Genomic DNA, 18,918 nt, shown 5'->3' with positions numbered 1-18,918 from the left:
CGAAAAAAGGCCAATTCTGAAGAATGTTTTTCGCCAAAAACAGGGAAGGTAGGAGTATAATAAAATCAATGAAAAAAGTGTCAAGTAAATTCAGGACGTGACAAAAGGCTTGTCCGTATCGGGGAAGTATTGATGTCAGGTGACCGATGAAGTAGACATCAAGTGGGAAGACCGGAAGACGGTTTTGAAAGGATTTGACATGATTCAGTCTTCCTCACTTTCCTCAGGTGCTTCATAAGCCCCATCAAATTTATCAGCAATCAAATCGGCCTGATTCAACCAGTATTCTGAAGTCAGTATTTTAAAGTTTTCCCCATCTGTTGATTTCAAATCCCACAGGATATCTTCCGCTTCGGGAAAAGCTGTGTTTCCTTCCAACTTTTCTCCAAACAACCTTTTGATGAGGTTGCTGTCAGACAGACCTTCACTTAATAATTTTAGCACTACTTCTTTGCTCATTTCTGGATGACTGCTTTTATCGAGAGGGGTAATGCTGCACTCGACTTGACTGGCTTTGGTGTTTGGGAATTTTCCATTAAAGGCCTTGTACAGGAGTTGGTTGATATGGAAAAGAGTACCGTGAAGATTGATCTCCGGATATTCTTCAGCGATCTTGTCCAGGAGCATATCATTGGAAATCTGGTCTATTTGACCACTGTTCAAATGATCACTCAGCTTATATTCCAGTACAATGGCCGCTGCTTCATTTGGTTCAAAATCAGTAATGGCCATCATCAACAATTCCTTTAAGTTTTCCTCTTTGGCATTTTCTCCATCAGGAAAACCAAAAAGCGCTAAAAGTTGGATATAGTCTTCTTTTGACCAATAGTCAGACACTTCATCTAAGGTTTGAAAAGCGTTGATTTTTATTTGAAATTTCATAGTTTTTTGACTTTTCTTGAAGTTAGTCGGTATTGTTGGACTTGTAAAGGAATAGTGTATAAAAGATAGGATTGGAAGCTGTGGGTCTTAAATTTTAGATTTTAGATTTTAGATTTATGATTTACCCGTTTATTGCAGCTTGGCATTGCTAAATGACGCATATCGTCATGCGTAAATCTCAAGAACATTTCACCTGTAATCCTTCTTCTTTTTATTCTTATCCCAGTCTCTCATGTCCATCAATGTAGGAACTGAATTTACAATAGAGTTTGAAAATCCTGCTCATTAAATCTTGATTTCGAAATTCTCCATATTTGGCTTGGATCCATAAGAATTGAGGTTTAGTGACAAAACTTTATGCAGGATGGTTTTTAAATTTTTAAAGTTGTTTTGTTTTTTGATATAGGCATTAGCACCTCCAAAAAAGCACTCCTCAATATCTTTGGGAGAGGAAGAGGTGGAATATATTATTACTGCTAGATTTTTTAATTTTTCCGACGCGCGGATTTCAGATAGACATTGCACCCCATCTTTGCAAGGCATGTTCAAATCAAGAAAAACAATATCGGGAAGTTCGGATTTAGGGTCTAATAAATGTTCCATCAACTCGATTCCACCTTCTATCATATTTAAAACAGAATCAAGCTTGATTTCATTAATAGCTTCTTTGAAAATCATGTGGTCATCCTCATCATCATCTCCTAGAATAATATTTATTTTTTTCATAAAGCTTAATAAGTTTTTCTTAGAAATTTTTAAGCAAGTAAATCAATTTCATTAATTAAAATCTGTAATATTTTACTGATTGTGATTTTCTTAACAGTAGACTCTTCAAAATAGGATTAACTTATGATTTCAAGCCAGTATCAATGAACTCCCAATGCCAAGTCCCCGGCACTGGATTGGCCTATTACCCTTTTTAATCAGTTAGGTATGTTCATAAGCTTAAGTTTTTGGTACAGGGTCTTTCTATGGATATTCAATATTTCTGCTGCTTTGGTTTTATTAAAATGCACTTTGTTTAAAACCTCAATTATTCTTGAAGATTCAGCCTTTAGGGCGGTAGATTTCAGGTCATTCTCATCTTTTTCCTTGTAGGCAGTTTCAAAGCCATTATGCAGGTTATTCGGTTTTGTTTTTCTTTTCGCAAAAAGAATAGACTGAAGTATTCTCTCAGGCAATGATTCTCTTTTGATAATATTGTCTTTACCAAGAAACAAGCATGACCGGCGTATTACATTTCTTAGTTCGCGAAGATTACCCGGCCAAGTATATTGTTCAAAACATGAATTCACAGCCTCCGAGATCTTGGGTATTCTGATCTTTAGTTCCTCACTTGTTTGTTTTAGAAAAAATTCTACAAATAAAGGTAAATCTTTCTTTCTTTCTCTTAGTGCGGGAACTTCAAGGATAAACTCACTTAACCTAAAATATAGATCTTCCCTGAAAAATGGATTTTCTGAAGTATCAATCAAGTTTTTGTTTGTTGCTGTAATTACCCTGACATCCGTGGGTATTTCTTTGTTTCCTCCGATTTTGCGTATTACTTTTTCCTGAAGTGCTCTTAGTAGTGTCATTTGTATATCCAATGACAAATTGGAAATTTCATCTAAAAAAATTGTTCCACCATTTGCCTGTTCAAAAAAGCCGGTTTTCTGAAAAATAGCACCGGTAAAAGCACCTTTTTCATGGCCGAAAAGCTCACTGCCCCCAATTTCTTTAGACAGGCAACCACAATCCACGGCGATAAAAGGCATGTTCTTTCTTGGGCTATATTCATGTATCATTCTGGCCAAGGATTCCTTTCCTGTACCGGTTTCACCTTGAATGATTACTGAGTAATTGGTAGCACCCACTCGTTTCACTTGATACATCATCTTTTCTGCACTTTCACTTTGACCAAATATAAACCCTTGTTTTGACCAGGGTTCCAGTACGATGCTATCAGGCTGATATTGTGTAGAGAACGCTACATTATTGGGTGATTTTGGTTCCACTTTATTAACTATTTCAAGAAGTTCATCAGGATTTAAAGGTTTAGAAATAAAATTCAGCGCACCTCTGTGGATTACATCCACTGCATTTTTCAAGGTAGCATCTCTGCTCATAAATATTACCTCCGTGCTTGGTGCTAGTTTTTTTATCCGTTCCAAAAATTCTAGACCAGATATATTAGGAAGGTGGTATTCAAGTAAGATCAGGTCAAATTTCATTCTTTGCAAAAAGTCCAGTCCGAGAGAAGCACTGCTTGATGTTTCCACATTGAAGTTATTTTTACTGAGGAATTTTCTCAATAAATCACAAACGGAAATATGATTGTCAATAATCAGAATACTTTTCATAGGGCTTTAGGAGTTAAGCGGTTCGTTTTTTGCCAATAAATGGCCTTTTGACGTAATCATTAAATCTATGAATTAAGTTAGAAGTATTTGTTACATAAATTCTTGACATTTTTATAGATTTTTGGACTATATTCCTTTATATATACCTGTTAAGAGTAAATCTCGGGATAGAAAAAGTAAATCTACTGTCTGACTTATAAGGGTTCATTTATTCATTTGAGGTAAAGGTTTTGACCCAATTTGTAACTTAGAATTAAATCAATCAGGTAGTCCAATGAATTAAAATTCTGCCAAAAGGACTTTTCGCGTGGGCGGTATTTTAATAAACAGTTTGTGAAGAAAAAGTAACAGCTGGCTAAGGTTTGTCTTACTACAATATACCCCTTTGGGCTTTTTAAAATTTATTTTCAGGAATTTTTGTGGGGTATTTTTGGCATTAAACAAGTCCTCAATACAGTGGGGACTATAATTATGTGATTCCCATATATTTTCATCCTGCGTCATGTCCTCCCTTAGATTGAGGCAGGAATAAAAATTGAACTGAACAACTGAAATTCAATAAACTAAACCACAAAATTATGGAAAACACAAATGGATATCGCGTATTGTCAGGGTCTAACCTACAGGGGACAGATGTAAGAACACCTGCTGATGAGAGTATAGGAGAAATTAAAGACATTATGATTGATGTTTCAACAGGGGAGGTATTGTACGCGGTGCTTTCGGTGAGTACAGGATTTTTAAACCTGGAAAACAAGTACTTTGCCGTGGCTTGGAAAGCCTTAGATTTCAATAAGTACAGAGCTGCTGATGACAATGACCATGTGATTACCTTGGATGTTTCTAAAGAAAGGCTAGAAAAATCTCCTGGTTTCGACAAGGATAACTGGCCATCTCATGCCGATTCTGATTTTGCAAATTCTGTGAATTCTTATTACGGTGTAGAGGTACACAGGACACTTTAAAAAAGGTTTCAATCAGTTTTTAAGAAGGCAGGAGATTTTCCTGCCTTCTTTTTATTTCTATTTTTTATTTATCATCCTTATCGGAGCCTTCCGTTTTGACGATTTTATTGTAGATACCAAAGAGTAAAAACGGCGCTGCCCATTGCCCTACAAATAATGCGAGATGATCTTTCTTTAAAATTTTGAGGGTCAATGAAACTCCAATTGAACCTATAGCAGACCATAAAAATATGCTGGAAGGTATTTTTGAGGTTTGTTCTTCTATTGCTTTTGTTACTTCTCCTTCTTTTCGGTATTCAAATTTTTGATCTTTCATGTTATTTGCTTTTTAGTTTTGATTATATGTAAAAATTTCGTGGATGATTGAACCCAAAAAACTCTTTTCAAGAATTTATCATTTCAACATCCATTCCAAAGCTCAGCAAAGAAGGATATATGTAACAATTGAGGATATTGGTATAAGTACTGATTTTCTTTCCATAGATGTTTTGAAATCAATATAATGGCTTGAATTTCTTCTTTTTTGAAAGCTTTTACATAAATTGATTTTGAGTATTGATTACCCCGCTTTCTTAAAGATATTTAAGCCCTGTTATTCTGTAATAAAATGAATAAGTCCAAACCTGATTATAGTAGTCTTTTTTACCTCAATCCCTTGCCTTCTTGGGTATATGATTTGGATTCGTTCAAGATCCTTGATGTCAATCAGGCAGCTATTGACCACTATCTGTACCCAAGAGAGGAATTTTTGAGCCTTACATTGATGGACTTGCGTCCTGAATCAGATATACCAAAATTGTTAGCAGCGCAAGAAGGCATACGATCGAGGGAAGGAAATATTTTTTTTGGGGCTTTTAATCATCGGAAAAAGGATGGAAATCTTATCCGGATGAAGATCAATGGTCATAAAGTAGACTACCTTGATAAATCCTGTATGATGGTGGTTTGTCAGGATGTTACTCAGGAAGAAGATCAACTGCTAAAACTTAAGGCATCTCAAGAGGCGTTGTTTGAAAGTGAAGCCAAATTCAGGACGATTTTTGAAATTGCATCTCTAGGTATTGCACAGGTTGACCCTTCTAATGGGAAGATAATGTTGATCAATTCTTATTACGAGATCATAACAGGTTACACAAAAGAAGAACTTTTAAAAATGAGCTTTGTAGATCTCACTCACCCGGAAGACAGGGAAAAGGATTGGGAAATATTCAGCAAAGCAATGCGCGGGGAAATTGAATACAGAAATGAGAAGCGTTATGTTAAAAAAGACGGGACAACTGTTTGGGTTAAACTCCATGTTGCCTTTATAAGAGATGAGAGCGGTAAGCCCATTCGCACGGTGGCCATTTGTGAAGATATCTCTTCTCGCAAAGAAGAAGAGCAGCGCTTAAAACTGCTCGAAAGCGTCATTACCCATACCAATGATGCCATAATGATCACCGAGGCAGAACCTTTTGATGCTCCTGGACCAAAAATACTCTATGTAAATGAGGCTTTTACCCAAATGACCGGCTATACGGCTGAAGAGGTAATTGGTAAAACTCCCAGGGTTCTGCAAGGTCCAAATTCCGATAGAACGGAGCTTGCCAAACTTGGTAAGGCGCTGAGAAACTGGGAATCTTGTGAAATTACCACTATCAATTATAAAAAAAACGGAGAAGAATTCTGGATCAATTTTTCAATATCTCCAGTTGCAAATGAGAAGGGCTGGTTTACCCATTGGATCGCGATAGAAAAGGATATCACCGAACAAAAAAATAAAGAACTCGAAAAAGATTTATTGGGGAAAATTAGTCTTGATTTCAATATTGACCAGGATTTAATTTCTTCTTTAAATCGGCTTTGCAGTACGATTTGCAATTATGGTAAGTTTGATTTGGTTGAGCTATGGTTGCCTAACATTGAAAACACCCAAATTCAAATGCTTGCTTATCAATCAGCCACCTCAGAGGCAGATATTTTCTATGAGAATAGCAAGGACATTAAATCATTTCACCTGTCTGAGGGCTTACCAGGTGAGGTGTGGGCTAAAACCACTTCTTTACTTTGGAAGGATATTCCAAAAAATGATGATTTTATCCGAAAAGAGGCCGCTGAAAAAGCTGGTTTGGAATCGGCACTAGGAATACCCTTATTTTACAATGAAAGCGTTGTAGGCGTATTGGTAATTGCTACACATGAGGATATCAATTTCTTGAAAAAGCACGTGAGAGTTTTTGAGCAATTGGAACAATTTATTGGTTCAGAGATACACCGTAAACGCCTGGAAAATGATTTAAGCCATTTGTATCATGCGATACCGGATATTCTATGTCTGGCAGATTTTCAGGGCAGGTTTCTGAAGATAAACCAAGCAGGTTGTACATTATTAGGTTATGCTGAAGAGGAAATTTTATATCACTGTTTTGATGAGTTTGTTCATCCAGAAGATAAATATATCTCCACCAATGAAGTGATGAAATTAAGTGAGGGTGAAACTACTTTCAATTTTGAAAACCGCTACATTACCAAATTGGGGGAGATTATCTGGTTGAGCTGGACCTGTAATTCTGCATTAGAAGAAGGAATCATTTACGCCACTGCCAAAAATATTACCAGGGAAAAAAACCTCAGAGAATTAAATCGACAGGCCAATACCATATCTAAAATTGGCAGTTGGGAGGTTGATCTTCTCAAAAATAAAGTTTTCTGGTCTGAGTTAGTTCACGCCCTTCATGAGACAGATCCTGAATTATTTATTCCAGATCTGGAAACAGCCATTAATTTTTACAGGGAAGATTTTCAAAACTCAGTAACCAAAGCTGTCCATAAATGTATTGAGAAAGGCACTTCTTTTGACTATGAAGCTGTTTTAATTACTGCCAACAAGAAGGAAAGGTGGATTCGGTCTATTGGAAATGCAGAATTTGTAGATGGGAAATGTATAAGGGTCTATGGAACTTTTCAGGATATTCATGAAAGAAAAGAGGTAGAGGTACGCTTACAATCTCTTGCGGATAATTTACCCGGGGTAGTTTTTCAGTATTTTCTCTATCCTGATGGAACAGATACTTTGAAGTATGTCACAAAAGGTTCAAAAGAAGTATGGGGCTTTAGTGCAAAAGCAGTTCTTAAAAATAATCAGCTCGTTTGGAATCAAATAGAGGCGGGTGGGGATTTCGAAAAGGTACAAGAGAGTATCATGGAGTCTATCCAATCCAAATCCAAATGGACAGCAAGCTGGAAGTATGTAATGCCCAGCGGTGAAATCAGAACTCACTTGGGCTATGGATCACCTTATTTTTTACCTGATGGTACAGTATCATTTAATTCGGTGATTTTGGACATCACTCAGGAAGCTAAAAACGAAGCCTTGTTGGAACAGGCTACTGAAATGGCCAAAATCGGAAGTTGGGAGTTGGATATGATCAATCAGAATGGCGACGCCATGTATTGGTCGCCCATGACCAGAGAGATTCTGGAAGTGGATGAATTATACAACCCATCCCTTACCGGTGGCTTTGAATTTTATACAGAATCCAGTAAGCAGCGGATCGAGAAAGCGGTGGATGTGTTGATTGAGGAAGGAAGAGAGTTTGACGAAGAACTTCTTACCATTACTGGTAACGGAAATGAAAAATGGATCAGATGCATTGGTAAAAGTGATCGGGTAAAAAATAAATGTGTAAAAATCTATGGGAGTTTCCAGGATATACATGCGTCTAAGTCTCTGGAAAATCAGATTAGGGAAATTTTGGGCAGTATTTCAGATGCCTTTTATGCATTGGATAAAGATTGGAATTTTACCTATTTTAATAAGGAAGCAGAAAACCTATTGCATAAAAAGGTAGAAGAGGTACTTGGAAAATGTATCTGGGAAGCGTTTCCTTCAGCATTGGGTACACATTTAGAGAAAGTTTATTATCAGGTAGCCAGAAATGGTCAACCTGAATCCTTTGAATATCTGAGAAAAACCGATGAAAAATGGTATGAAATAAATGTCTACCCCTTCAATGATGGGGTGTCAGTGTTTTTTAAAAATATACATGAGCGAAAGCAATCAGCAGAAAAACTTAAAAAAGCATTCGAAGAGAAAAATAATATTGTCGAAAGTATTGCAGATGCATTTTTTGCGGTAGATAGAAATTTCATCGTATCCTACTGGAATAGATCTGCAGAGGAACTTCTAGGTGTTAAAAGAGAGCAGTTGATTGGAAAAAACTTGTGGGAGGTATTCCCTGATGCGGTTTCATTGCCATCTTACACCAATTATCATAAAGTTTTAGAAACTGGAAAACCCATATCTTTTGAGGATTATTTTGGCATTTGGCTTGAAGTAAATGCCTATCCCTCAGAAGAAGGTCTTACAGTTTTCTTTAGAGACATTACTGAAAGAAAGAATTTTGAAAAGCAGCTGCTTGAACTCAATGAATCCTTAAAGAAATACACGAATGAGCTTGAACTTTCCAATGAACAGTTGGAACAGTTTGCCTTTATCGCTTCCCATGATTTACAGGAGCCATTGAGGATGATTACCAGTTTTTTGGATCAGCTTAAAAGGAAGTATAGCAATCAATTGGATGAAAAGGCTCTTCAATATATTTATTTTGCTACCGATGGGGCTAAGCGCATGAAACAAATCATTTTGGATCTCTTGGAATACTCACGAGCAGGAAGGTTGGAAGAGTCTCTAGAAAAAATAGATTTGAATGCTTTATTACAGGACTATCAGCTTCTCAGAAAAAGACTTATAACTGAAAAAGGGGTGGACTTAAACATTTCTCAACTACCTGTGGTAAATTGTTACAAATCACCCATGATACAGACCCTGCATTGCCTGTTGGATAATGCCATCAAATATTCAAATCCTGAAGTTGCCCCATGCATCAATATCAAGTCTGAGGAAAAAGAAAATTTTTGGAAGATCAGTATTGCTGATAATGGGATAGGTATAGAACCCCAGTTTTATGAAAAGATTTTTGTTATTTTTCAAAGGTTGCATAACAAAAGTGAATACGAAGGGACCGGAATAGGTCTGTCCATTGCCAAAAAGCATGTAGAATTTTGGGGAGGGAAAATCTGGTTGGAATCTACACTGGGTGAGGGAAGCACTTTCTATTTTACTATTCCTAAAGACTGATATCTCAATTTATTCAACAATTAAAATAAGGATACTAAAAATTGATCAAAATATTTGTTAATATAGTAATAGCCTAAGCGTTAGGATTGATTTTCACCCCAATAAATTGTTCTTCAACACATGAATTTAGAATTTCCCATTGTCGCTATCGGAGCATCAGCTGGGGGATTAGAACCTCTGGAAACTTTTTTTGAGTATGCCAAAATAGACTCTGATTTTGCCTATGTGTTGATTCAGCACTTAGCTCCCAATCATAAGAGTCTGATGGATGAACTTTTGGCGAGACATACCAAACTCCCTATTCATATCATTGAGCATAATATGCCTCTTAAAAAAGGGAGTATTTATCTCAATCCTCCTAAGAAATTTATAGAAATAGTTGATGGGAGGTTTGTTTTAAGTGAGAAAGAGGACAGAAAATTAAGCTTTCCGATTAGTAGTTTTTTCACTTCTCTTGCCAGCCATCAATATGAAAATGCCTGTGCCATAGTCCTATCCGGTACAGGAAGTGATGGAGCAGAAGGGATCAAATACATCAAGGAAAGAGGAGGTCTGGTCTTGGCCCAAGATCCGGGGACAGCCAAATTTGATGGAATGCCCAAAAATGCCATCAATACAGGAGCAGTGGATAAGATATGTACGATTGAGCAAATGCATGGGGAGCTGGATGCATTTTTTTATAACAAGAAGGAATTGAACAGCAAAGAGCTTCAATCAGAAAACAGTAGGAAGGTAATCGAGGATATATTAAAAAGTGTTTTAAATCAAATTCAGGTTGATTTTACAGGTTACAAATTCACCACTGTTTCCAGAAGAATAAGCCGAAGGATGAGCCTCTTAGGTTTTGCCGTCATGATGGATTATCGTTCCTATTTGGAAGGAAATCCTACAGAAGCACATTTGTTAGCCAAGGAATTGTTGATCGGTGTAACCAGATTTTTCAGAGATGAGGAATCCTTTGAATCCCTTAAAAATCAGGTGATCCCCGAGTTGATTGCTGCCAATCAGGAAACAAAAACGATCAGGGTTTGGGTAACAGCCTGTTCCACCGGTGAGGAGGCTTATTCTATTGCCATCCTGATCAAAGATTACCTGCGAAAGAACCGCCTCCAATATGATGTCAATATTTTTGCAACGGATTTGGACAAAGAATCCATTAAACTGGCAGCTAATCGGGTTTTTTCGGAAAATATAAGTTCAGAAATTCCTATGGAATACTTGAACACCTATTTTATTCCTCAAAGGTCAGGTTATACCATAGCCAAAGAAATTCGGGAAATGATTGTATTTTCTGCACATAACCTAATCCAAGATCCTCCATTTAATAAAATTGACTTGATCTCTTGCAGAAACTTTTTGATCTACTTGAATGATAAAATACAGCAACAGCTTTTTTCACTCTTTCAATATTCTCTTAAGAGCCATGGATTTTTGTTTTTGGGTTCAAGTGAGTCTTTGGGAAATTCCTCTGAAGAATTTATTGAGTTTGACAAGAAAAATAAAATTTTCATCAATAAGGAAAACAAGAAATTTATCCAACAAATCAGAGGCTCCAAAACCAAATCTGTTATAGGCTACGAAGCTATCATACCTGAAAAAATAATATTACAGAATTCACAAGCAGGTAAAAACAGGTTGGTGAGCGAAATTCAAAATACGCTTATTCAGGCCTATGTGCCCGATTCAATAGTAACGGATGAAAATTTCAACCTGATCCACACCACCGGAAATGCCAACCGTTGGCTGAGGCTTCCCTCGGGCGAAATCAGTTCCAATATCTTGAAAATGCTTCCGGAATCCATAGCTGTTCCCCTTGAGGTAGTAGCAATTAAAGTGCTTAAAACAGGCAATTCTACTGTCCTGCACAATGTACAGATCACTGAGGAATTGAAACCTTATTTTCAGCATGATAAATTATTAAAGGTTAATGTCAGAAGTACCAAACTGATTGGCGAGTCCTATCACTTATTTATCACCTTTGAGCAGGAAACTTCAGGAACTGATCAGCCAAATCCTGATAGAATTGATATGGGTTCGGCATCTCTGGAAAAGATCAATTTTCTAGAACGGGAACTTAGGATCAATAAGGAAACACTCCAAACGACCATAGAGGAATTGGAGTCCAGTAATGAAGAACTTCAGGCAGCCAATGAGGAGCTTCAAAGTTCCAATGAGGAGCTGGAGTCTGTAAACGAAGAGCTCTACACGGTCAATGCTGAATATCAGGAGAAAAATATTGAGCTCTCAGAAGCAAACAATGACCTTAACAACCTCATTGAAAGTACTGATATTGCTTTACTTTTTCTGGATTCCAATTTGAATATCAGGAAGTTTACCCCTGCCATCAAAAAAATAATGAATTTGGTGCAACATGATATTGGCCGTAATATCAGTCACTTTAGAGGAAAGGTTCAGCTTGAGGATTTTATTGATAGGATAGAAGAGGTTTTTACCACTTTGGCACCTTATCAGGTGCAAATCAAAGACAATAGGGAAAAGGATTATTTATTGAAAATTTCTCCTTTTAGAAATCAAAAAAATGAAATACAAGGGGTTGTTTTGGTATTTACGGATATTTCATTGCATACCAGAATGAGAAAAGAGCTGGAAATATCTGATCATTCTCTTACTGAATTAAAGCAAAAACATAGTATTCAAAATGAGATTTTGGAATTGGTTACCAATAACCTCAGGGACATGGTAACCATTATTTCAGAAGATGGAAAAGTACAATATTGTTCTCCTTCAGGGTTTGATGTGACAGGCTTCAGTTTAGAAAAAATGTATGAGCTTAACTTTTTAAAACGTGTGACTGATCCTAAAGACAAAGAGCATTGGCATAAAGCAATGATTGAACTTAGGAATGGCGTTGACCCTGGATTGATTCAATATAAATTTAAAACTGCAAAAGGCCCCCTTCGCTGGATGGAATCTAGTCTAAAACGAATGAATTATTCTGATTCGGATAATTTCAGAGTTTTGGTCACGACTCGGGATATACATCAGCGGATGCATGATGATACCGAAATGCGTAAACTTGCTCTGATTGTCGAACAGACAAGCAATGCTGTATTGATCACAGACCGAGAAGGTAGAATTACTTTTGCCAATAAATCTTTCGAAAGAATGTCAGGCTTTACTGAATCAGAGGTTCTGGGAAGGGTTCCTGGAACACTTCTTCAGGGAGAAGAAAGTGATCCGTCAATGATCAAAGTTATGGGAGATGCTATCAAAAAGCGAAATCCGTTTGATGTAGAACTTTTCAATTATACCAAATTCGGGAGTAAGTATTTTGTTAGGATACAGGCTGAGCCCATGATAGATGAAGAATTGGATTTCATAGGGTATTTTTCTATCCAAACAGATACTACTATACAAAGAGATCAATTTGAACAGATCGGCAAACTCAATCAAAAAATCAAAGATCAATACGGTAAACTAGAAGAAGTGAATACCGCTTTGGAGGAGTTTGCATATGTGGCCTCTCATGATCTGAAGACCCCTGTAAGAAATATCCGAGGCCTTTTGGGACTTGTACAAAAAAAAGGAGATACTTTAGATCCCCAAAAAAGGAATCAATATTTTAATATCATTCAGTCCGCCTCAGAAGAACTCAGTAGGATGATTGATAACCTTTTAGAGTATTCCCGATCTGGAAGAATACAGGAAGAAATTGAACTGGTCAATTTACCATCATTAATGAAAGAAGTAGTTCAGCAATTTGACAGTGAGCTGGGGGAGCTAGGAGGAGAGCTTAAGCTTGATGTAGAAGACTGTGACGTGAGGGTGTACCCGATTTTATTTAAGCGATTGCTTACAAATTTAATCAGCAATGCCATTAAGTACAGAGGAGATAAAAGACCTGAAATATTGATTTCATCTAAAGCTGATAAGGAAAAAATGTTTTTCGCGATAAAGGATAATGGAATTGGAATTCCGGAAGATCAATTTGATAATATCTTTAAAATTTTTAAATCACTGAATCCAAATAAAGATAGTAATGGAATAGGACTTTCTGTTTGTAAAAAAATTGTAGAGCTTCATGGTGGAAACATTTGGCTGGAATCAAAAGTTGATAAAGGAACCGTTTTCCATTTCACCATTTAAATGATTAAAAAATTAAAATAAAAACGTAATGAGACCTGCTCACATTTTATTGGTAGAAGATAATGAGGGAGATATAATTCTCACACTGGATGCATTTGAGGAAAGTAAAATAAAAACTGACATAAGTGTCGCAAAAAATGGTCAAGAAGCTTTAGACTTTCTGTATAAAAGGGGAGAATTTGAAAATGCCGAAAAGCCTGATTTGATTTTATTGGATATCAATATGCCTATTTTTAATGGACATGAGGTATTGAAACAGATTAAGCAAGATCCCAATTTGAAGAAAATTCCTGTCATCATGCTTACGACCTCCTCAAGTCAAAAGGATATTGACACAGCCTATGAAAACCATAGCAATAGTTATGTGAAAAAGCCTATAGATATGGATGAGTTCTTAAAGGCCATATTGAAGATAGAGGAGTTTTGGTTGCAGCTATCTACCTTGGCAGATTGATATAAGTGAAAGATATAATCTTCAATAGGATTTTTATAATCAATTAGAAATTGATTTGGCATATATTTGTACTGAATTACTCTAAAGTTTTTCTTTTGAAAGGAAATAGAAATTATGCTAAAAAACAGTAAGATAATATTGGTTTTGGCATTTCTGTTAAGTCTAGCGGGTTGTAACGACTGCGAGAAAGAATTAAATGAAAATGTAGGTCTGAATTTTAAGGAAGGTCAGTCAGATGATTCCAGAAAGGCTGATGAACTGATTGTTTACAATTCCGAAATATTTTTGGTATTTGAGCAGTTCAAAATTGAGACTAATGCACGTTTGGTTGAGAATACAAGGAATCTCAAAAATATCAGTGACAGTTATATTTCTGAAAAAAATGCAGTCAATCTCGCTTTTCAAGGAGAGTTGTTTTTGTTGAATAAGAAAAACAGCGAATTAAGGTCAAGAATCAATAATTCCTTAGTTAATCTCAATAATCCGGTGAAAGGTGATTTTAAAGACTTCAGCATAGAATTGGATCTTTTGGAATCAAACATTGAAAATCTAAGAGTTCGCAACTTATAAAGCCCGAATAGCGGAAATTAATAAAATGGGAGATATCTCAAATCAGTGAATTATGACACTTTTAAATTATTTACTATAACACTTTTTAGAAAGTATTAACCGAACTTACATGTTTAACTTTATAATGTAGACATGTTAAAAACCAAAGTATTAATATTATCTGTTTTTGCATTCACCTTTTGCTCCATTACATCAATTCAGGCTAAGGAAGATGGTAAGCCACTAGTAAATCCTACAATGACCGAGGCCGAAGTGCAGGTCTTGGTAGATAGGTTGGAGGAGATCAAAACCATGGACCTGACTACTATGGAAAGGAGTGAAAAGAAAGAACTAAGGTCTGAAGTAAGGGAAATCAATAAGGAAATCAAAAGAGCTGGGGGCGGGGTATACCTATCTGTCGGAGCAATTATAATTGTGATCATCCTCTTGATTTTATTGCTCTAAGCCATCAACAATTTCAAATTTAATTTTACTCAAAAAATTCAAAATACATGGGAAATCTACTTTATATCATCGCAGTCATTTTGATTATTTTCTGGGCAATCGGGTTCCTAGGCTATAATAGCGGGGGAATCATCCATATCTTATTGGTAATTGCTGTTATAGCTATAATCTTTAGGGTAATCAGGGGTGGAAGAATTATATGATTTCTAAAACTCCACACACAGTTGTTAAGAGGTAACTCTAGTAAAGAGTAATTTTGTACTTTAACTTTTACTTTGCCAAGTAATTCAATTTATGTAGTCGGTGGAATTTATTTTTTTAAGCCTAGGGAATTTATTGCCTAGGCTTTACCATTTTTATTTGACGTAAATTGATAAATAAACCAACGAAATCTGATGAACCAGATTACTGAGTGCAGAAACGAAAGCTATCAGGTGTAATTAATAGGAGAAAGCCTGAGTTATTTCCTGCTTTGACATGGGCATCATGTTATCTTAACAAAATGAGCTTGAAGATCTACATCAAATATATGGTCAGCATAAGGTGCAAATTAATTGTGCAGCAGGAACTGGACAAATTAGGCATTGATTATTTGTATATAGATCTTGGAGCAGTAGAAACAGTAGAGCCCATTTCAGCTCAAAAACTCAATGATTTTAAGGAGAATTTAAAGCAAGTTGGATTGGAAATACTTGAGGATAAAAAAAGTATTTTAATTGATAAAATCAAAAATGTGGTTATTCAGATGATTCATCATGATGAAGAAGTTCCAAAAATGAATTTTTCAGATTTTATCAGTGAAAAGCTAGGTTATGACTATACATATTTGTCAAATATTTTTTCTGATGTAAAAGGCATAACCATTCAACAATTTATCATTATGCACAAAATTGAAAAGGTTAAGGAATTAATACTGTATGATGAGCTCAATTTGACAGAGATATCATACAAGATGCATTATAGCAGTGTTTCCCACCTTTCAAACCAATTTAAAAAGATCACAGGACTTACTCCCACATTTTTTAAAAAAATGAAAAAGATAAAAAGTGAAGTACTATAGAATCTGTATTTGCTGAATTTTATGATAAATAATTGATTTTGAATCAGATATAAAAGATCTATTTGAAAATGCCATAAACGGGTCTTCAGGATCAGTGGTTTGATGTTGTTGTGGGTATCCTATTCCTGTTTGATTCTATATTATGGGGCAGCTTTATCTAGGGTATATGCTGAAAAATAAGATCCTAAAGTGCATCCTGAGTATTATGCGATGGTAGAGGAAGAAAGAGAAGTGATCGTTGAAAAGGGTTGCGACAACGAAGGAGAAGAGGAATAAGAAAAATAAAGGGGAAATTTTACATTCAATCCCAGAATCAAGTCTGATGATCCTGACAAACAGGAGTAATTATAAAACTGTATTTGTGCGACAGCGGACGAAAATGTCCGTCTATAATTTTAACTTCTCCTTAAATCAGCCTCTGGGATTGTTTTATTACACTATTCTTTGGCACTGGTATTGAAAATAGGATTTGCAGTATTTAAAATTATTGTTTTTTATCAAAAGCAAAATACTGTATCATGTTTTACAACTATCTACTCATCGCCTGGAGAAATCTTTCGAAAAGGAAAGCCTACACAGCCATCAATATTTTTGGATTGAGCCTGGGTATCAGTTCCTGTCTCCTGGTATTTGCTTTGGTATCCCATATCAAAAGCTTTGATCAATATCATGCGAAAGCAAAAATCACTTACAGATTGGTTACTGATACTTTTGAGGGTTCAAGAGAATACCATTCACCGGGAGTGCCAGCAGTATTACCCACCGCTTTTAAGGATGATTTTTCTGGTATTGATGCATCAGTGCTTATCTCGGGTGGACACAATGGACTTATCACAGTCAAAGATGAAGAAGATGAAAAATACTTCATGGAATCAGGTATTGGTTACACAACTGATGATTTTTTTAAAGTTTTTGACAGAGAAATTATAAAAGGGAAATCGACTGAGTTCTTGAGTGAAGTCAATCAGGCGGTGATTTCTAAGAAGTATGCTGAAAAGCTTTTCGGCACCACCAGTGCAGTTGGACAATCTTTTCAGTTTCACAAAGGAGATATTTATTCCGTCACGGCTGTTATGGAGGATTTTCCGGAGAATACCGATTTTCCATTTGATATTTTTTTATCCTATGAAAACTTGAAGCAACAAAGAGAGGAAGGGGGCTGGCTAAGTATTTACAGTGATGATCAGTTTTATCTGGTCATTCCAGACCACAAAGCTAAAGAAAGTATTCAAGCTGGCTTGCCAGGTTTTGTACAGAAATATTTGGGAGAAAATACAATAATAAACAGGGCGCATAAGCTTCAGCCTTTGAATGAAATTCATTTTGATGAGCGATATACCAATTTTGGCTATCAGGTCACATCCAATTCTATCCATATTATGATTGGGGTAGCCTTTTTTCTATTGCTCACTGCTAGTATCAATTTTATCAATCTCAGTACAGCCCTATCCGGTAAGAGGGCAAAAGAAGTTGGCTTAAGAAAAGTTTTTGGTGGCCACAAGAGGCACATCGTTTCTCAATTTTTAAGTGAAACTGGGCTGATTTGCCTCTTTTCTATCTTTATTGCTTTTGTTATCGGAAGTCTTGCACTTCCTTATCTGAATGATTTTTTGGGAACAGAGGCCGATTATTCCATTATTTTCTCCCCAATCGGACTTTTGACAGTGTGCTCACTATGGTTGATTATCAGTCTGATCTCTGGCGCTTACCCTTCATTGACTATAAGTCAATTAAATCCTATAAAGGCAATCAAAGAGCAATATCAATCCAAACAGACAAGCTCCTATATGATGAGGAAGGGGTTGGTTGTGTTCCAATTTATGATTACACAATTTTTCATCATTGGTACCTTGGTTTTGGTGATGCAGATGAATCACTTGAGGTCAGCAGATATCGGATTTCAAAAAGATGCGATTGCATCTTTCTCTATTCCTGAGCGGAATGCGGAAAAATCAGATTTGTTGGCAGAAAGGCTTAGAAACCTTCCTGGTGTAGATATGGTCTCTGTTTCTTTTACGGAGCCTGCTTCCAGTTCTTCTTCTTCCACCAATGCGATAATCGTAGAGACAAGGGAAGAATACACGGTGCAGATCAAGCCTGCGGATTCCTACTACTTGGATACTTATGGCTTGGAATTATTGTACGGAGAAAACCTGGTCAAAGAAGATACCGTGAGCCGTTATTTGGCTACGGAATCTTTTGCCAAAAAAGCAGGATATGAAAATCCCGAAGATCTCTTGGGTGTTTTTGTCAATATTGGCGGGATAGATGCCCCTATATCGGGAGTGGTTAAGGATTTTTATGTTCGTTCACTCAAAAGTGAGTTAGAACCTACATTCATCTATCATAACCAGCATCTCTTCAGAACTGTAGGAATCAAAATCACAGATGCCAATGCGAACCTGGTGATGGAAGAGGCGGAAAAGGTATTCAAGGATTTGTATCCTGAATTTCCAATGCAATACAGTTTTTTGGATGAAAAAATCGCAAAGTTTTATGAATTGGAGGAAAGGATGACTACGCTCTTTATCATCTTTTCTTGCATTGCAGTAGCTGTGGGATGTATAGGACTGTATGGATTGGTTTCATTTATGGCAGCTATGAAAACCAAAGAAATAGGAGTAAGGAAGGTGTTGGGTGCCAGTTCGGCCCAAGTCCTTGCCATGTTTTCCAAAGAGTACATCGTCTTGTTGTTGATCTCATTTGCTATGGCAGCGCCATTGGCTGGCTATTTTATGGAAAAATGGCTGGCAGATTATAATTCTAAAATCCAATTGTCCTGGCAATTTTATGCAGTCTCATTTCTGCTGGTTGGATTGATTGCCATTCTCACTGTGGGTCATAAGTCCCTTCAGGCAGCATGGTCCAATCCTTCAAATGCGCTAAAAAGTGAATAGAAGCGAGAGACTAGAACCAAGATGCGAGAAGCGAGAGTCTAGAACCAAGATGTGACAAGCGAGAGACAAGAGCCAAGA

General features: G+C 36.5%; 13 protein-coding genes. 9 read left to right on the top strand and 4 right to left on the bottom strand.

Annotated elements, in window-relative coordinates:
* Positions 1 to 204 precede the first annotated feature (204 nt).
* The 3 genes from EA341_RS01480 to EA341_RS01470 form a co-directional block, all read right to left on the bottom strand.
* Positions 205 to 882, bottom strand: a complete 678-nt coding sequence (locus EA341_RS01480; RefSeq protein ID WP_293010906.1) for a hypothetical protein — start codon at positions 880 to 882, stop codon at positions 205 to 207.
* A 285-nt stretch (positions 883 to 1,167) separates the two neighbouring features.
* Positions 1,168 to 1,608, bottom strand: coding sequence for a response regulator (locus EA341_RS01475; protein WP_293010905.1), 441 nt, complete (start codon positions 1,606 to 1,608; stop codon positions 1,168 to 1,170).
* Between the two features lie 197 nt (positions 1,609 to 1,805).
* On the bottom strand, positions 1,806 to 3,224 hold the full coding sequence (locus EA341_RS01470) for a sigma-54 dependent transcriptional regulator (RefSeq protein ID WP_293010904.1): 1,419 nt from the start codon (positions 3,222 to 3,224) through the stop codon (positions 1,806 to 1,808).
* 578 nt (positions 3,225 to 3,802) lie between these two features.
* Between EA341_RS01470 and EA341_RS01465 the strand changes: the two genes are divergently transcribed.
* On the top strand, positions 3,803 to 4,189 hold the full coding sequence (locus tag EA341_RS01465) for a PRC-barrel domain-containing protein (protein WP_293010903.1): 387 nt from the start codon (positions 3,803 to 3,805) through the stop codon (positions 4,187 to 4,189).
* Positions 4,190 to 4,253: 64 nt separating this feature from the next.
* On the opposite strand, the gene EA341_RS01460 is transcribed toward EA341_RS01465, so the two are convergent.
* A complete protein-coding gene (locus tag EA341_RS01460) occupies positions 4,254 to 4,505 on the bottom strand; it encodes a hypothetical protein (protein WP_293010902.1) in 252 nt (83 codons plus the stop codon).
* A 291-nt stretch (positions 4,506 to 4,796) separates the two neighbouring features.
* Between EA341_RS01460 and EA341_RS01455 the strand changes: the two genes are divergently transcribed.
* From EA341_RS01455 to EA341_RS01420, 8 genes are all read left to right on the top strand, one after another.
* Positions 4,797 to 9,308, top strand: coding sequence for a PAS domain S-box protein (locus EA341_RS01455; RefSeq protein ID WP_293010901.1), 4,512 nt, complete (start codon positions 4,797 to 4,799; stop codon positions 9,306 to 9,308).
* Positions 9,309 to 9,428: 120 nt separating this feature from the next.
* Positions 9,429 to 13,415: a CheR family methyltransferase gene (locus tag EA341_RS01450; RefSeq protein WP_293010900.1), complete on the top strand. Its 3,987-nt coding sequence runs from the start codon at positions 9,429 to 9,431 to the stop codon at positions 13,413 to 13,415.
* Between the two features lie 28 nt (positions 13,416 to 13,443).
* Entirely contained in the window at positions 13,444 to 13,869 is a 426-nt protein-coding gene (locus tag EA341_RS01445; protein ID WP_293010899.1) for a response regulator, read from the top strand.
* A gap of 114 nt (positions 13,870 to 13,983) precedes the next feature.
* Positions 13,984 to 14,439, top strand: coding sequence for a hypothetical protein (locus EA341_RS01440; RefSeq protein WP_293010898.1), 456 nt, complete (start codon positions 13,984 to 13,986; stop codon positions 14,437 to 14,439).
* A gap of 132 nt (positions 14,440 to 14,571) precedes the next feature.
* Positions 14,572 to 14,883 (top strand): hypothetical protein, encoded by a 312-nt coding sequence (locus EA341_RS01435; protein ID WP_293010897.1) that lies wholly within the window; start codon positions 14,572 to 14,574, stop codon positions 14,881 to 14,883.
* Positions 14,884 to 14,930: 47 nt separating this feature from the next.
* Positions 14,931 to 15,086, top strand: coding sequence for a lmo0937 family membrane protein (locus EA341_RS01430; RefSeq protein WP_293010896.1), 156 nt, complete (start codon positions 14,931 to 14,933; stop codon positions 15,084 to 15,086).
* Positions 15,087 to 15,475: 389 nt separating this feature from the next.
* Complete coding sequence (locus EA341_RS01425; RefSeq protein ID WP_367126810.1) at positions 15,476 to 15,943, top strand: helix-turn-helix domain-containing protein; 468 nt, start codon at positions 15,476 to 15,478, stop codon at positions 15,941 to 15,943.
* Positions 15,944 to 16,461: 518 nt separating this feature from the next.
* Complete coding sequence (locus EA341_RS01420) at positions 16,462 to 18,840, top strand: FtsX-like permease family protein (RefSeq protein ID WP_293010895.1); 2,379 nt, start codon at positions 16,462 to 16,464, stop codon at positions 18,838 to 18,840.
* Positions 18,841 to 18,918 lie beyond the last annotated feature (78 nt).

The organism is Mongoliibacter sp. (assembly GCF_007692705.1).
Classification (GTDB): Bacteria; Bacteroidota; Bacteroidia; order Cytophagales; family Cyclobacteriaceae; genus Mongoliibacter.
Note: the sequence above shows the minus strand (reverse complement) of the source record. Positions and strands in the feature narration are given on the sequence as shown.

Excerpts from the sequence above, each read along its gene's own strand:
- EA341_RS01430 (WP_293010896.1), top strand. The coding sequence starts at position 14,931 with ATGGGAAATCTACTTTATATCATCGCAGTCATTTTGATTATTTTCTGG.
- EA341_RS01435 (WP_293010897.1), top strand. The coding sequence starts at position 14,572 with ATGTTAAAAACCAAAGTATTAATATTATCTGTTTTTGCATTCACCTTT.
- EA341_RS01440 (WP_293010898.1), top strand. The coding sequence starts at position 13,984 with ATGCTAAAAAACAGTAAGATAATATTGGTTTTGGCATTTCTGTTAAGT.
- EA341_RS01445 (WP_293010899.1), top strand. The coding sequence starts at position 13,444 with ATGAGACCTGCTCACATTTTATTGGTAGAAGATAATGAGGGAGATATA.
- EA341_RS01455 (WP_293010901.1), top strand. The coding sequence starts at position 4,797 with ATGAATAAGTCCAAACCTGATTATAGTAGTCTTTTTTACCTCAATCCC.
- EA341_RS01420 (WP_293010895.1), top strand. The coding sequence starts at position 16,462 with ATGTTTTACAACTATCTACTCATCGCCTGGAGAAATCTTTCGAAAAGG.
- EA341_RS01450 (WP_293010900.1), top strand. The coding sequence starts at position 9,429 with ATGAATTTAGAATTTCCCATTGTCGCTATCGGAGCATCAGCTGGGGGA.
- EA341_RS01465 (WP_293010903.1), top strand. The coding sequence starts at position 3,803 with ATGGAAAACACAAATGGATATCGCGTATTGTCAGGGTCTAACCTACAG.
- EA341_RS01480 (WP_293010906.1), bottom strand. The coding sequence starts at position 882 with ATGAAATTTCAAATAAAAATCAACGCTTTTCAAACCTTAGATGAAGTG.
- EA341_RS01475 (WP_293010905.1), bottom strand. The coding sequence starts at position 1,608 with ATGAAAAAAATAAATATTATTCTAGGAGATGATGATGAGGATGACCAC.
- EA341_RS01470 (WP_293010904.1), bottom strand. The coding sequence starts at position 3,224 with ATGAAAAGTATTCTGATTATTGACAATCATATTTCCGTTTGTGATTTA.
- EA341_RS01460 (WP_293010902.1), bottom strand. The coding sequence starts at position 4,505 with ATGAAAGATCAAAAATTTGAATACCGAAAAGAAGGAGAAGTAACAAAA.